This window comes from Paenibacillus sp. MMS18-CY102 (genome assembly GCF_009789195.1).
GTDB lineage: Bacteria > Bacillota > Bacilli > Paenibacillales > Paenibacillaceae > Paenibacillus_T.
Genome location: NZ_WSTC01000034.1, coordinates 1 through 15,307, shown reverse-complemented (window position 1 = coordinate 15,307; position 15,307 = coordinate 1). Strand labels below are relative to the sequence as shown.

Sequence of the window (15,307 nt, the reverse complement as noted above, 5' to 3'; positions counted from 1 at the left end):
GTCTATTACGAAATGAATACAAAAAGCGCGCGTACCGGTGTACACGCGCTTTTTGTTATTTATTTATACCCACCACATGTCGCCGAGCGGCTCACGGATTAGGATTTGTTGAAGGTTCGAAACAGCTTTCGAGAAGCCTTCGTCTACTGACATCAGGCCGTCTTCGTGCTCGATGCTCACGACATAATCGTAACCAACTAGGCGCAGCTCGCTGATGATGTCTGCCCACGTTTTCATGTCATGGCCGAAACCAACCGTACGGAACTGCCATGCACGGTCAAGCATGAGTGCGTAAGACTGCATGTCCGTTACGCCATGCATGTTGACGTTGATCGGATCGATCGTCGTGTCTTTGGCATGGAAGTGGTGAATAGCGCCAGCGCGGCCGAGGATACGAACCGCTTGAACGGGGTCGATTCCTTGCCACCACATGTGGCTCGGGTCGAGGTTAGCGCCGATTGCTGGACCAGCAGCTTCACGAAGGCGAAGCAGCGTAGCTGGGCTATGAACGGAGAATCCGCCGTGCAGCTCAAGACCGATTTTCACATTGTTAGCTTCAGCTAACTTTGCGATTTCAGTCCAGTAAGGGATAACTTTTTCTTCCCATTGCCATTTAAGAATTTCTTGATAGTCGTTCGGCCACGGAGCAACTGGCCAGTTTGGATATTTTGCACCTTCATGGTCGCCTGGGCAACCGGAGAATGTGTTCACAACAGGAACTTCAAGGCGGTTAGCCAGCTCGATCGTTTTACGGATGATCGCATCATCAGCAGCAGCCAGGTCTTTTTGTGGATGAAGCGGATTCGCATGGCAGCTAAGTGCGCTGATGATCAAACCACGGGATTCTACTGCATGTTTGAATGCGCGGAGCTTGCTTTCATCAGCGAGCAGAACGTCTGGATCGCAGTGAGCGTTGCCAGGGTAGCCGCCTGTGCCGATCTCTACAGCGTCCAACCCTTTTGCTGCGATATAATCGAGTGCTTCCTCGAATGGTTTACCTGCAAATAATACAGCGAAAACACCTAATTTCATGTAAAAACAGCCTCCCACAACATAATTTCATTGCCATTACTAGATGGGTTCATTATAGCATGTCCCAATAAGCGGCCGAAAGCGATCAGGCGTTCAAAAGCTAAATCACATATAAAGACAACAAATGGATTAAGCGCTTTAATTTTGAGAATAGCGCATATTTTTTGGCGGTGGTATCACTGTGCACGCTCTGGTACACTATTAGAATAAGAAGGAACGAAAAAGGATGGCGGATAAATAGCATGACAAGTCAAGTACAACGCGGAGATGTCGAGCTGCTGGCTCCGGCTGGCGATTGGGATTGTATGCGTGCGGCTGTGGCCAACGGCGCAGATGCAATATTTTTTGGTGTAGAAAAGTTTAATGCGCGGGCTCGCGCTAACAATTTTCAGACGGACGAGCTTCCGGAAATTATGGCTTTCTTGCATAGCTATGGCGTAAAAGGCTTCTTGACGTTCAACATTCTCGTCTTCGAGGATGAATTAGAGGACGCGAAGCGCCTCATCGAAGCTTGTATCGATGCAGGCGTAGACGCCGTTATCGTACAGGATCTTGGGCTGGTGAAGCTTATTCGTGAGCTGTCGCCGGATTTCCCGATTCACGGATCGACGCAGATGACGATTACGTCTCCTGAAGCAGTCGAGTTCACGAAGCCGTTTAATATGGAGCGTGTCGTGCTTGGGCGCGAGAACAATTTGAAGCAAATCCAGAAGATCGGCGAGCAAGCGAAGCTTCCGATGGAAGTATTCGTTCATGGCGCACTCTGCGTGTCGTACTCCGGACAGTGCTTAACGAGCGAGATGTGGGGCGGCCGTTCGGCCAATCGCGGGGAATGTGCGCAAGCATGCCGCCTGCCGTATGACCTGATGGTTGATGGCGTGCAGCAGCCGATGGGCGATGTTGCTTATCTGCTGTCGCCGAAGGATTTGGCTGCGATTGATATCGTGCCGGAGCTGATTGAAGCGGGCGTTACTTCCTTTAAGATCGAAGGCCGACTGAAAAGCCCTGAATACGTAGCGAACGTGGTGAGCAAATATCGCCGCGTCATCGACAATTACTTCGACGGGAATGACACGCAACCAACGAAGGAAGAAGTTCGCGAGCTGCAGCAAAGCTTCTCGCGCGGCTTCACCCATGGCTTCCTTACAGGGACGAACAATAAGCAGCTCGTCGACGGAACGTTTCCGAAGAGCCGCGGCGTATACCTTGGCCGTGTTGAGCGCGTGCTGCGTGACGCGATTATTTGCCGCATTGATGCGCCATTGAAGCGTGGAGACGGTATCGTCTTTGATGCAGGGGACCCGACCAAGAAAGAAGAGGGCGGGCGTGTTTATGATTTGCGCCGCCAGGGCGTGAAGATTGAGGGCGAAGCGCAAGAGGGAACCGTGCTTGAGATTGTGCCAGGACGTAATGACGTCGATCTGCGCCGTGTCAAAGTTGGCGATAAAGTATGGAAGACGAGCGATCCGGCGTTGGATAAACGATTGCGCGCCACTTTTGAGACGGACAAGCCATATCGCGTGTTCCCGATGCATGTGAAGGTAGCCGGCAAAGCTGGAGAGCCGATGCGTACTTGGTGGACCGATGTGCAAAAAGGAACGACGGTGGAAGTTGTGTCAGAGCTGCCGCTAGAGGTTGCGCTCAAACGCCCGATGGACCAGGCGCTGCTGGAAGACCAGTTCGGCCGGCTGGGCGGAACCCTTTTCCAACTGGAGAAACTCGAGAATGAGCTTGAGGGCGACCTCATCGTGCCAGTGCGTGAATTGAATCGGATGCGCCGGGAAGCGGTGGAGCAGTTGGCGGAAGAGCGGCCGAAGCCGCCCGTCTATATTAAGAACCATGTCGATCTGTTCGCCGATGCCAAGCCACAACCAGCCGAACAAGGGGCAGATGATGTTGTCATTGGCACCAAATCGCATCTGACGGTACTCTGCCGTACGCTGGAGCAGGTTGAAGCTGCCGTGAAGACGAACGCGACGATGATTTATGCTGACTTTGAATTCATTAAGCAGTTCCCGGCAGCCATTGAGATTGCGCGTGCCGCTGGCAAGCCGATTGCGCTTGCGACGCCGCGCATTCATATGCCGGGCGAGAACGGCTACCATGCGAACATCCTGAAGCTGAAGCCGGATGCTGTGCTCGTTCGCAACACGGGTGCACTCTATTATTACCTGCGTGCGAAAGCAAGCCAAGCGCCGGGCGAGCCGTTCCCGCAGTTGATTGGCGATTTCTCGCTTAACATTGCGAACCATAAGGCGGTTAACGTTTTCACGGAGGTTGGCTGCGATCTCGTAACGCCGTCCTATGATTTGAACATTCAACAAATGGTCGATCTGCTGGGCCGTTCCGACACTTCCAAGGTAGAGGTCGTGCTGCATCAGCATTTGCCAATGTTCCACACGGAGCATTGCGTCTACTGTACGTTCATGAGTGAAGGCACTGACTTCACGAACTGCGGCCGCCCATGTGAGGAGAAACGGGCATCGCTCCAAGACCGCATCGGAATGTCACATCCGGTACGCGTTGATGAAGGCTGCCGCAATACGGTCTACAATGCGATTGAGCAATCTGGCGCGGAGTATTTGAACCATTTTATCGATCTGGGCGTACGGGCCTTCCGCATCGAATTCCTTGAAGAGTCGGGCGAGAAGGTGCATGAGGTTATGGATCTGTACGAAAAGGCGCTAGAGGGCCGCGTTAGCGGAACGCAAGTGTGGCGCAGCCTCAAAGCGATTAACCAGCTCGGCGTAACGCGCGGGCAATTGGTGAAATAAATAAGTATCGTTCACAAAGTCGGGTCACCGTCCAACAGGATGGGGGTCCGGCTTTTTTTTTTGCATCATTTTACAATTAGAAGGGAATGGTAAAAGAAGAAATTTAACCTACTTTGTGGAGGGGGCGCCGTGATAACGCCGAGACAGCTGGCATCGATGGTCATCCTGTTTCTGATCGGCAGCTCTTCTTTATTTCTGCTAGGAGGCAGTGCCGGGCGGGATGCCTGGATATCTGTATGCATCGGGGTGTTGGCCGGCTTGCTGCTATTAAGCTTCGTGACGCTGCAGATTCAGAAGCTGGAACCTGATCGGAATCTAATTGAGATCTTCATGCTGTACTTTGGGCGAATCACGGGCTTCGCGTTCGGTTTATTGTATGTGATTTACTACAGCTATAAATCGGTACGGAATGTACGGGAATTCGCAGACTTGTCTATTATGTTCCTGCTCTCGGACACGCCGCTGCCTATCCTTGTCCTGATGATCTGCCTGATCAGCGCTTATGCAGTCATTGGAGGGCCGGGCGTGTTTTTTCAAATGATGGAAGTGTTGCTGCCAATATTGCTGCTCATTTATGTGCTGCTTTATTGCCTATTGATTAGCTCAGGGGTAATTGATTTCAGCCGGCTGGCACCGATGCTCGATCAAGGCTTCAAGCCGGTGTGGGATGCGGCGATTCCTGAAATTATTTCGTTTCCGTTCGGGGAAATGGTGCTGTTTCTTATGTTCTGGCGGTATGCCAAAACGAGCGAATTCAGCCAAGTTATGCAGATGACGATTAAAGGCTATTTGTTTGCAGGCGTTTTCATTACGGTGATGAATGTCGTGACGATTGCAAGCCTTGGTTCATTCGCGAACTGGAGTACGGTCCCGCTGCTTCAGGCTACGAACTTTATTGATTTCGGCAACATACTGGAGCGGATTGACCCGATCGTTTCCTTGCTGTTATTCTCCGCCGTGTATGTGAAGCTGACAGCCTATTATTTAGGTGCGTCAATTGCGTTCGCGTACTTATTTCGAGTTTCGTTGCGCATCGCTGCCATCCCTGTCGGCGTTGGCATCTTCATCGGCTCTTTGTTGTTCAGGAGCTATATGCAGCAGGTTAACATCGGGTTTGAACAAAATATACAGTACCACTTTCCGATTTTTCAGATTGCCATTCCGGCAGTACTTCTGCTCGTCATGCGAATAAGGACGGGAGTTCGGGCTGGCAAAGGATGATAAGGCCATAACTGAGTGAGGAATCTAACCATGCCCAACGATAATGAGCAGGCTCCTGCAGGCTCGGGGAATCTCCCTCTTTTGGAACAGAGCAAACACGCCGAGCAAGTGCTGCTTACGGATTTAGAATTAAATATTGAGCGAATTCATCGATTTCTAGGCGGTGGAGCGGATATTGTATGCCGCACATTGACCCATCGTTCGTTCGATAATCAATGTTATGCGCTGCTCTACATCGATGGGATCGTCGACGGTGCAGCCATTAGCATGATGCTGTTGGGGCTATTGGATGATGCGAACCGACAAGTGGCTGGTCAGGGGGCCAACGATTTATACCGGCATCTGACCGAAAGGTCCATCGCAGTAGGCAAAATCCGTCCCGTAACCACCGTTGAGGAAGCGGGCTATGCAATGCTAGAGGGCGGCTCAATCATCGTCGTAGAGGGAAGCTTGCGAGCGATACTTATCGATACGACAGGGGGAGAGAGCAGGGCGGTTGAAGAACCGAGCTCCCAGACCGTCGTTCGCGGCCCCAAAGAAGGCTTTACCGAAAATTTGCGTACGAACACAGCGCTTGTCCGCAAAATTATTAAGTCTCCCAACCTTCGTATGGACTATAAAATCGTAGGCCGGGAGACGCGCACCAATATTGCGGTTGTCTACTTGCAAGGCACTGCCCAAGCGGATGTCGTGAAGGAAGTGCACAGGCGTATAGATGCGATTGAGATCGATGGCGTATTGGAGAGTGGCTATATCGAGGAGTTTATTCAAGATAAGGCGTTTACGCCGTTCCCGCTTATCCAGAATACGGAACGGCCGGATACCGCCTGCGCGAGCATACTCGAAGGGCAAGTTGTCATTATGGTGTCGGGCACGCCGTTCGTTCTCATTGCACCAGTCACTTTCGTTAAGTTTTTTCAATCGAGCGAAGATTATTATCAGCGTTATGACATCGCTACGTTTCTTCGGCTCATTCGGTTCACGTCATTCTTTATTTCAATGCTATTGCCGTCGCTTTATATCGCGATTACAACCTTTCATCAGGAAATGCTCCCGACCTCGCTGCTAATCAGCTTGGCTGCACAGCGTGAAGGCGTTCCGTTCCCGGCGCTTGTCGAAGCGTTTCTAATGGAAATCACGTTTGAAATTTTGCGTGAGGCGGGCGTGCGTATGCCGCGCATCATCGGTCCTGCTATTTCGATCGTAGGCGCACTCGTACTTGGCCAAGCGGCCGTTCAGGCCGGGCTCGTCTCAGCTGCTATGGTTATTGTCGTGTCGTTCACTGCTATTGCCAGTTTCGTCATTCCGGCTGTGAATATGGGAATCGCGGCCCGGCTCATCCGCTTCCTGCTCATGCTCTTAGGCGGCACGTTCGGGCTGTTCGGCATTATGTCCGGATTGATGATGGTGCTCGCTCATTTATGCGGCTTGCGTTCCTTCGGAAGGCCTTACCTGCTTCCGATCTCGCCGTTTATTCCGAGCAATCTGAAAGATGTGATTATCCGCGTCCCTTGGTGGGCGATGCGTAATCGGCCGAGAGGCATTGCTTCTCCGCACAACACAACGAGAGTGGGCGGAGGTCAGATGCCCGATCCTGATCAGGAAGGAGCTTGAGCCATGAAGCCTGCCATATCAAGCCTGCAAACGGTCAGTCTGATTAATAATGCGATAACGCCAACGGCCGTGTTGGCGATACCAGGGGTGATGATTGGCCAAGCTCATAACGATGCATGGATATCCGGTATTCTTGCCGGCGTTGCCAGCGTAGTTATCGCTGCACTTATCGCTATGATTTGCAAGGCTAATCCCGGCCTGCCGTTCGTTGTTTGGATGGAGAATCGGTTCGGCAGACCGATTGGCATGGTGATCGGGATTTTATCTTGTCTCTACTATTTCAATGCCTTTTGTATGATCGTCAGGCAGTTTGCTAATTTTATGGGGGATTTGGTGCTGGATGAAACGCCTTTAATTATGCTGGTCGGCATTATGGTAGCGGTGACAGCATTTACAGTGGCTCACGGAATAGAAGCGATCGCTCGTTCTTCCTTTGTTGTGCTCTTGCTGCTTACCATTGTTATCCCCTTTTCGATTGCCATTAACTTTGGAGATATGAATGTGAACCGGCTGCTGCCTTTATTGGATGCGGATCCGATCAGTATTGTGTCCGCATCGATTACGCCGTTCGGGTGGCTGTCAGAAGTATCAATCCTGTTTATTCTGTCGCCTTATATTAAGAAGCCTGCTTCACTCGTTCGATTGAGTGTGATTGGCGTGCTTAGCAGCGCTGCCCTAGTGATTCTTGTCACCGTAATGGCCATTTCCATATTTGGCCCGAGGCTCGTTCCAATGATGTCGTACCCGTTTTTTAACATGGTCGGAATCGTAGAGGTTGGCAAGTTTCTGGAACGAATCGAGATTTTCACCGTGTCTGTCTGGTGCATGACCATGTATATCAAAATGGCCGTATTTTTGTTCGCCTCTGTACAATGCTTGTCGCATGCGCTTCATACGCACACTAGCCGGCATGTGCTGATCGGAATCAGCATGCTTGCCGTCGTTACGGCGGTGGCAGCATGGCCAAGGAACGCCGAGATCGGGTTCCTTGGTTCGATTGGAGCGGTGCCCTTCTTGTTTTTATTCAACATCGGAATGCCTATCGCAATCGGCCTGGGCTTATTAGTAACGAAGAACGGTCAGAGCAAGAAAGGGGCGCCGGCTCCATGAATGGACGTTTGCGCAAGTTCCTCATAGCTGGTGTACTCCTATGGATGGTACTGATGATGACTGGATGCTGGAATCGAATCGAATTGAATGAATTGGGCATCACTTCAGCGACAGGTATTGATTGGGATGGTGAGCAATGGGTCGTAACCTATCAGGTCGTCATACCGGCTTCGATATCTTCAGGTCTAGGAACGGCTGGCGGTGGATCGCCTAAATCGCCGGTAATTGTGTATTCAACCAAGGGAAAGTCGATTCGCGGAGCGATGATGCACAGCCATTCCGAAAGCCCCCGCAAATTGTTTTTTGCGCATAACAGGGTGGTCATCCTTAGCGAGGACGTAGCTCGCCGGGGCTTTGACGAACTTATGGACGTATATTTTCGAAATGCCGGCCCCCGCGAGACGGTAAGCATGCTCATAACCCCAGGCAAAGCCAGGCGCGTGCTGGAGCAATTTATGCAATTGCAAGTCATTCCGGGCGAAGGCTTAAAGGATATCATTACGTCCGAGACGAAAAACACGTCCGTTTTGCCTAACATGAAGGTGTATCAGGTCGCAATGGATCTTACCGGCGAAGCCAAGAGTACGGTATTGCCGGAAATCTATCTATCAGGCAGCGGAGATAACTCTTCCTTGCAATCATTGTCCCAAATCGCGACGCAATCCAAGCTGAAGCTGGGGCGATTGGCTGTTCTGCATAATGGCAAAATGGTCGGTTGGATGAGCCGAAAACAATCGTTGGGTGCTTCTTATTTGAGAAATTCGGTGCAGCAAGCTAGCTTAGTCGTTCCTTGCGGCAGCGAGAAAGGGAAGATGAGTTACGACACGATCCAAATTGTAAGGTCGTCCACCAAGCTGAAGCCGGAGCTTCAGGATGGCCGGTTGGCATACTCGGCTGTCGTACATGCTTCGGGGTCATTAACGGAATCAAGCTGTTCGCAAAATCTGTATAAGCCGGAGACCATAAGCCTAATAGAGAAGGCTGGAGAAAAATATATCCGGTCCATGATGCTGGAGGCTTGGTCGCGAGGGCAGCAGCTTGAAACGGATTTGTTTGGCGCAGCGGAGAAAGCGCATCGCAAATACCCGAAGATGTGGAAAAAGCAATGGAGCAAGGAGTGGAGCGGTGTTTTCACAACGACACAGCTTGAAGTTCATGTAGATCTTCGAATTGCCCGCATGGGCTTGAGCAATAAGTCATTCCAGTACTTGACCAACAAAGAGAAAGGAGGATAACCAATGCCCTATTCTGCTGCAGCGATTATAGTCGTTTTCATTGCTCTGCTATTTTTGGGCGGCAGGCCGCTTATTCGCAACAAATGGTATCGCGACTTCGCCGTATTCTTCCTTCTGCTCGCTTGGTCTTCCTTTATGGCGATGGGAATCGCGATGAACTGGTCTTTCGCAGAGTCATTAACGAGCGTTTACTGGGTTGGCGTCGTCCTGAAGCCGATTTCTGCTATGCTTGGGCTGACAGTCGGCGAGGGTGTAGATTAACCCGATCTGCCGCGCCACGGTTTGACAGCCGGACAGCCGTTGCCCTAGACTGTTGTCATTACACCAATAGGCAGGAGCGTGGCAGGATGGACGGGGCGTGGTACGCCGGCTGGAGGCATGTATTCAAGCTTGACCCGGATCGCGAGATTTCGGATGAGGCGCTTGATGCGATTTGCATGTCCGGCACAGATGCCATTATGGTTGGCGGTTCGAGCGGCATTACATTTGATAATACGGTGGAGCTGATGTCGCGCATTCGTCGATATGCGGTAGATTGCGTACTGGAAGTGACGAGCCTAGAGGCTGCGGTGCCAGGCTTTGATTACTATTTTGTTCCGCTTGTATTGAATACGGATGATGCGCAATGGCTGGTCGGCAGGCAAGCAGAAGCGATGAAAGAGTTCGGGAGCCTTATTCCTTGGGACATCACAGCCGGCGAAGGCTATATTATTTTGAACCAAGATGCGACGGCTGCCCAAGTGAGCGGCGCGCGCACGGAGCTAGAGCCAGCAGAAGTCATCGCCCTCGTACAGCTGGCTGACCGTTTGATGCGAATGCCGGCAGTTTACTTGGAATACAGCGGCACATTTGGCGATATGTCGCTTGTTCGGCGGGCTTCTGAAGCGGTATCGCAAGCAAGAGTCATTTATGGCGGCGGCATTAATAATGCGGAGCGGGCTGCTGAGGCGGCGCGGGCGGCGCATACAGTCGTTGTCGGGAACATTATTTACAGTGATTTGCAGGCAGCGCTCTCGACGGTACAGGCTGTCCAAGATACGCCATTTGAATAACGGATTAGCGAAGAGGCAGCAGGTTCCAGCAGGGTTCCGCTGCTTTTTTATTTGGAAATTGACACTGCGGGCGCGGTTGACTAGACTAGACATACACAGGCGAACAACGATGCGAACACATTAGCGAACGGGGCTGCCGCAGCTTCCGTTTTTGGAGCTGTCCAACCAGCGTCCGTGCGGCCGTATCGCCGGCTTGAAGGCCTAGCCAATGGCAAAGGAGTTACGTATAAAAATGATGTTTAACAACCATATGGATATCGATGCTGCTGTAGCCAAATTAAACCCTCAGCAGCAAGCTGCCGTTCAGGCAACGGAAGGGCCGCTTCTCATTATGGCGGGAGCGGGCAGCGGCAAGACACGCGTGCTGACGCACCGCATTGCTTACTTGATTCAGAAGAAGCGGATTGCGCCATGGAGCATTCTCGCTATTACGTTCACGAACAAAGCGGCGCGAGAGATGCAGGATCGGGTAGCGAAGCTCGTCGGGCCATCCGGCAGCGACATCTGGGTATCGACGTTCCACTCGATGTGCGTACGAATTTTGCGCAAGGACATTAGCCGGATCGGCTTTACATCCAGTTTCTCCATTCTCGATTCTGGAGACCAGCTGTCCGTCATTCGAAACATTATGAAGGACCAGAATATCGATACGAAAAAAATCGAGCCTAAGACGGTTCAAGCGGCTATTTCCAGCGCCAAAAACGAATTGCTCTCGCCAGAGCGCTTCGCGGCCAAGGTAGGGGACTACTTCGAACAGATCGCAGCGAATGTCTATGAGCAGTACCAGAAGAGGCTGCGTGCCAACAATTCGTTGGACTTCGACGATCTTATTATGACGACAATCAAGCTGTTCACAGATGAGCCGGAAGTTTTGCAATTTTACCAAAATAAATTCCGTTTCCTTCATGTAGACGAGTATCAGGATACGAACCGGGCGCAGTACATGCTGTGCCGCATGCTTGCTGATAAGCATCACAACATTTGCGTCGTGGGCGATAGCGACCAGTCGATTTACCGTTGGCGCGGTGCTGATATTACGAACATTTTGAATTTCGAACAAGACTATCCGGAATCCAAAACGATTATGCTCGAGCAGAACTACCGTTCGACGTCGAATATCTTGAATGCGGCGAATGCAGTTATCGGCAACAACACCGGGCGCAAGCCGAAGCGGCTGTGGACCGATCAGGGCGCTGGCGACGCAATCTCGATTTATCAGGCGGATTCGGAGCATGATGAAGGCTATTTTGTAACCGGGGAGATCGGCAAGAGCTTCAAGGAAGGGCGCAAATATGCGGATCATGCGATTTTGTACCGGACCAATGCGCAATCGCGGGTAATCGAGGAAATTTTGATCAAGTCGGATATCCCTTATCAAATCGTAGGCGGCATAAAATTCTACGACCGCAAAGAAATCAAGGACTTGCTTGCTTATTTGCGCCTTATTTCCAATCCGGACGATGATATTAGCTTTACGCGAATCATTAATGTACCGAAGCGGGGCATCGGGGACACAACTGTTGGCAAAATCGCTGAGGAAGCTGCGCGGCGCGGCATCTCGATGTACGCTGCGCTTGGAACGCTGGATGAATTCGGCGGGCTGGATGTCGCAGGTAAAACACGCGCTACACTTGTCCAATTCCGCGATATGATTGCGAACCTGACGCGGATGGTGGATTACCTATCCGTCACGGAGTTAACGGAGAAAGTGCTCGAGATGTCAGAGTACCGGCTAGAGCTGCAACGGGAAAATACGCTGGAGTCGAAGGCGCGTGTCGAGAATATAGAGGAGTTCCTGTCCGTTACTTTGGAATTTGAGAAAAATAATGAAGATAAATCGTTGGTTGCCTTCTTAACCGACTTAGCGCTTATTGCGGATATTGACTCAATGAACAAGGAAGAAGAGGACGGGCAGCCGCAGGATGCCGTCGTTCTCATGACGATGCACAGTGCCAAAGGCTTGGAGTTCCCAGTCGTCTTCATTATCGGGATGGAGGAAAGTGTATTCCCGCATAGCCGTGCATTCATGGATAATGAGGAGCTTGAGGAAGAAAGGCGCCTTGCTTATGTAGGCATCACGCGCGCCGAGAAGCGCCTCTACCTGCTATGCGCGCGCATGCGTACGCTGTTTGGGCGTACCGCGACGAACCCGCCTTCCCGTTTCCTCATGGAAATCCCAGAGGATGTGAAGCAGATGGCTTCGCCTGGCCGCATCGGCGGCAGTGGCGGCGGCCTTGGCTACAGCGGTGGCGTTGCAGGCGGCTGGTCTGCAACGCGCCGGGGGGGCGCCGCAGCGCCTTCAGCCGGAGCCCAGCAGGCTGGCGGCTTCGGGTACCGCGGGGGCACCCAAGGCACCGTCCGCACCTCGACGGGCGGCGCGGCTGGTGCCAGCGCCGGCAGCAGCGGCGGCGTGCGCGTTACATCGCCGCTGGATTCCGCCGCTAAGGTGACGGGCGGAGCAGCGGCAAGCGGCGCGGCGAAGCAGTTCGCCACGGGCGATAAAGTTGCCCATGGCAAGTGGGGCGAGGGCGTCATCGTCTCGGTCAAAGGTGCCGGCAATGACACCGAGCTGCAGATTGCTTTCCCAGCGCCAGTAGGCGTGAAGAAGCTGCTGGCCGCTTTTGCGCCAATTACAAAGGTATAGATGCTCGATCAGATATCGGTTACGACCATTTTAGAATGCCGAAAGAGGGATACCCATGGAATCTCGCCTCAATGAACACGAAGCGGCCGTTGCCGCCACCCCGCAGCAGCTAGAGCGCATGCATCAGCTTATTGAAGAGATCGAGCGCCACAGCTATAGCTATTACACGCTAGATCAGCCGACGGTCAGCGATGCCGAATTTGATAAGTTATATGACGAGCTGGTTGCATTAGAAAAAACGATCGGCGTCGTGATAGAGCATTCGCCAACCCAGCGTGTCGGCAATGAGCTGCTTAAGGGCTTCGACCAGCATCGCCACCGCTCCCGCCTGTGGAGTTTGGACAAGGCACAGGACGTTGAAGACCTGCGGGCATGGAACCAGCGCATTCTAAAGGGAATTAATGATTGGAACAGCAAGCATCCAGAAGAGGCTCCGCTGCCAGATCCGGCCTATGTGCTTGAGCTCAAATATGACGGCCTCACGCTTAATCTAACCTACGAGAACGGACGGCTCATACAAGCGGCTACTCGTGGCAACGGGGTTGTAGGCGAAGGCATTCTTGCCCAGGCCAAGACAATCCGCTCGATTCCGCTCACAATTCCTTGGCAGGATGGCACGATTGAAGTCCAAGGCGAAGGGATTATGAATTTGTCGGTGCTGGAGGCGTACAACCAGACGGCAGAGGAGCCGCTCAAAAATGCCCGCAATGCAGCAGCAGGCGCGCTTCGCAACCAGAATCCCAAAATAACGGCTGAGCGCAAGCTCAATGCTTTCTTCTATAATATCGGCCACGCTGAAGGTGTGTCGTTTGAGACGCACAAGCAGCTGCAGCAATTTTTGATAGAGAACAAGTTCAAAGTCAATCCTTACGTATCCTATCATGATTCAATGGAGGGCGTAGAGGAGGAGCTGCTGCGCGTAACGGAAATGCGCCCGACGCTTGATTATTTAATCGATGGCGCGGTCGTCAAGATCGTTGATATGCGGACGCGTGACGCGCTGGGCTACACAGATAAGTTCCCGCGTTGGGCGGTTGCATTCAAATTCGAGGCAGAAGAGACGACGACTGTTCTGGAATCCGTTTCCTGGGAAGTGGGCCGTACCGGCAAAATCACGCCAGTTGCCCGCGTAGAAGCGGTAGAGCTGGCTGGCGTAACAGTACAGAACTGCACGCTTAACAATATGGGCGATATCGATCGCAAAAATTTGAAGCATGCGCTGGGCACGCGAGTATTCATTCGCCGTTCCAATGATGTCATCCCTGAAATTCTGGGCAAAGCCGATGACGAAGAAGGAGCGGAAATTGAAGTTCCTGCCGTATGCCCATCCTGCGGAACCGCCTTGGAGCAGCGCGGAGCGCATTTGTTCTGTAACAACAAGCTCGGCTGCAAGCCGCAAATGATCGGGCGCATCACTCATTTTGCATCCCGCGATGCGATGGACATCGAAACGTTCAGCGTTATGACGGCAGAACAACTATATGAAGAATGCGGCGTGCGCGATCCTGCTGACCTCTACACGCTGGGTTATGACGATCTTATTAAGCTGGAGCGATTCGGGGAACGCAAAGCACAGAAGCTAATAGAGGCTTTTGAGAAATCCAAGAGCCGCGATCTCGCTGCGTTTTTGTTTGCACTGGGCATTCCAAACACAGGCAAAGCGACAACGAAAGTGCTTGCCGACCATTTTGGCAGCCTTGATGCAGTGCTTCTGGCGACTGAGGAACAGCTTATCCAACTGCCAGACATCGGAGGCATCGTGGCAGATAGCATTGTAAGCTTCTTTGCTGATCCGCTAGTGCAAGTGAGCGTTGGCAAGATGAGAGAGCAAGGTGTCCGTGCAGAGGCGGAGGTGCGCCGCGTGCCATCCGCAATTGAGGGCGTGAACAATGTATTCACTGGCAAAACAGTTGTGCTTACGGGGACGTTGCCGACGATGACGCGTGATGAAGCTGCTAAGAAACTGGAAGCGCTCGGGGCGAAGGTGGCGGGCAGTGTATCCAAGAAGACTGACTTTGTCATTGCAGGCGAGAGCGCCGGCAGCAAGCTGACGAAAGCGCAGAACCTTGGCATTACCGTTATTGAAGACGAAGCATTATTCAAACAGATGTTGGGTGAGGTTTAAGCCTAGCAATGTACGGTTGTAAGCCGCAGTATGCGTAAGGGCAAATTGTCTGCGCATGCAGCGGCTTTTTATATGTATATGGAGCGTAATTTAAAATGATCGCAATTGGTTTATTTTACAAGTTGTATTTTGGATTCGAGCGTGTTATATTATTTCTTGTCGCTTCGGACGACATGTTTCAACAACAAACGACAGGAAACAACAAGAAAAACTAGTTGTTGACACGAAAGTCCAAAGATGATAAAGTATTATCTTGTCACCGCGAAACACTGCAGGTTGGACAAGCGATACAAGTTCCTTGAAAACTGGACAAATGGATCACGTCGATCCAAACGATATGTAACACAAGTCAGTACGAAATGAGCTACAAACTTTTTATGGAGAGTTTGATCCTGGCTCAGGACGAACGCTGGCGGCGTGCCTAATACATGCAAGTCGAGCGGAGTTGATGAGGTGCTTGCACCTCTGATGCTTAGCGGCGGACGGGTGAGTAACACGTA

10 protein-coding genes and 1 rRNA gene are annotated in these 15,307 nt (G+C 52.0%); 10 read left to right on the top strand and 1 reads right to left on the bottom strand.

Features of this window, described 5'->3' with window-relative positions; translation table 11 throughout:
- Window positions 1-63: 63 nt before the first annotated feature.
- Window positions 64-1,032 carry a sugar phosphate isomerase/epimerase family protein gene (locus GON22_RS20850; protein ID WP_160398048.1) on the bottom strand — a complete coding sequence of 323 codons (969 nt, stop codon included), beginning with the start codon at window positions 1,030-1,032 and terminating at the stop codon, window positions 64-66.
- A 242-nt stretch (window positions 1,033-1,274) separates the two neighbouring features.
- Between GON22_RS20850 and GON22_RS20845 the strand changes: the two genes are divergently transcribed.
- The 10 genes from GON22_RS20845 to GON22_RS20800 form a co-directional block, all read left to right on the top strand.
- Window positions 1,275-3,806, top strand: coding sequence for a U32 family peptidase (locus GON22_RS20845; protein ID WP_160398047.1), 2,532 nt, complete (start codon window positions 1,275-1,277; stop codon window positions 3,804-3,806).
- A gap of 129 nt (window positions 3,807-3,935) precedes the next feature.
- The gene (locus GON22_RS20840; protein ID WP_160398046.1) at window positions 3,936-5,027 is read left to right on the top strand and encodes a GerAB/ArcD/ProY family transporter; all 1,092 of its coding nucleotides are present in this window, start codon (window positions 3,936-3,938) and stop codon (window positions 5,025-5,027) included.
- 30 nt (window positions 5,028-5,057) lie between these two features.
- Complete coding sequence (locus GON22_RS20835) at window positions 5,058-6,641, top strand: spore germination protein (protein ID WP_160398045.1); 1,584 nt, start codon at window positions 5,058-5,060, stop codon at window positions 6,639-6,641.
- Between the two features lie 3 nt (window positions 6,642-6,644).
- Window positions 6,645-7,751: a GerAB/ArcD/ProY family transporter gene (locus GON22_RS20830; protein WP_160398044.1), complete on the top strand. Its 1,107-nt coding sequence runs from the start codon at window positions 6,645-6,647 to the stop codon at window positions 7,749-7,751.
- Window positions 7,748-8,986, top strand: coding sequence for a Ger(x)C family spore germination protein (locus tag GON22_RS20825; protein WP_160398043.1), 1,239 nt, complete (start codon window positions 7,748-7,750; stop codon window positions 8,984-8,986). Before GON22_RS20830 ends, GON22_RS20825 begins: the two co-directional genes overlap by 4 nt.
- 3 nt (window positions 8,987-8,989) lie before the next feature.
- On the top strand, window positions 8,990-9,247 hold the full coding sequence (locus tag GON22_RS20820) for a hypothetical protein (RefSeq protein WP_160398042.1): 258 nt from the start codon (window positions 8,990-8,992) through the stop codon (window positions 9,245-9,247).
- A gap of 86 nt (window positions 9,248-9,333) precedes the next feature.
- Window positions 9,334-10,038: a heptaprenylglyceryl phosphate synthase gene (locus GON22_RS20815; RefSeq protein WP_160398041.1), complete on the top strand. Its 705-nt coding sequence runs from the start codon at window positions 9,334-9,336 to the stop codon at window positions 10,036-10,038.
- 232 nt (window positions 10,039-10,270) lie between these two features.
- Window positions 10,271-12,682 carry a DNA helicase PcrA gene (gene pcrA, locus GON22_RS20810; protein WP_160398040.1) on the top strand — a complete coding sequence of 804 codons (2,412 nt, stop codon included), beginning with the start codon at window positions 10,271-10,273 and terminating at the stop codon, window positions 12,680-12,682.
- 55 nt (window positions 12,683-12,737) lie between these two features.
- Window positions 12,738-14,807, top strand: a complete 2,070-nt coding sequence (ligA, locus tag GON22_RS20805; RefSeq protein ID WP_160398039.1) for an NAD-dependent DNA ligase LigA — start codon at window positions 12,738-12,740, stop codon at window positions 14,805-14,807.
- A 374-nt stretch (window positions 14,808-15,181) separates the two neighbouring features.
- Window positions 15,182-15,307, top strand: a 16S ribosomal RNA gene (locus GON22_RS20800); the annotation flags it as partial.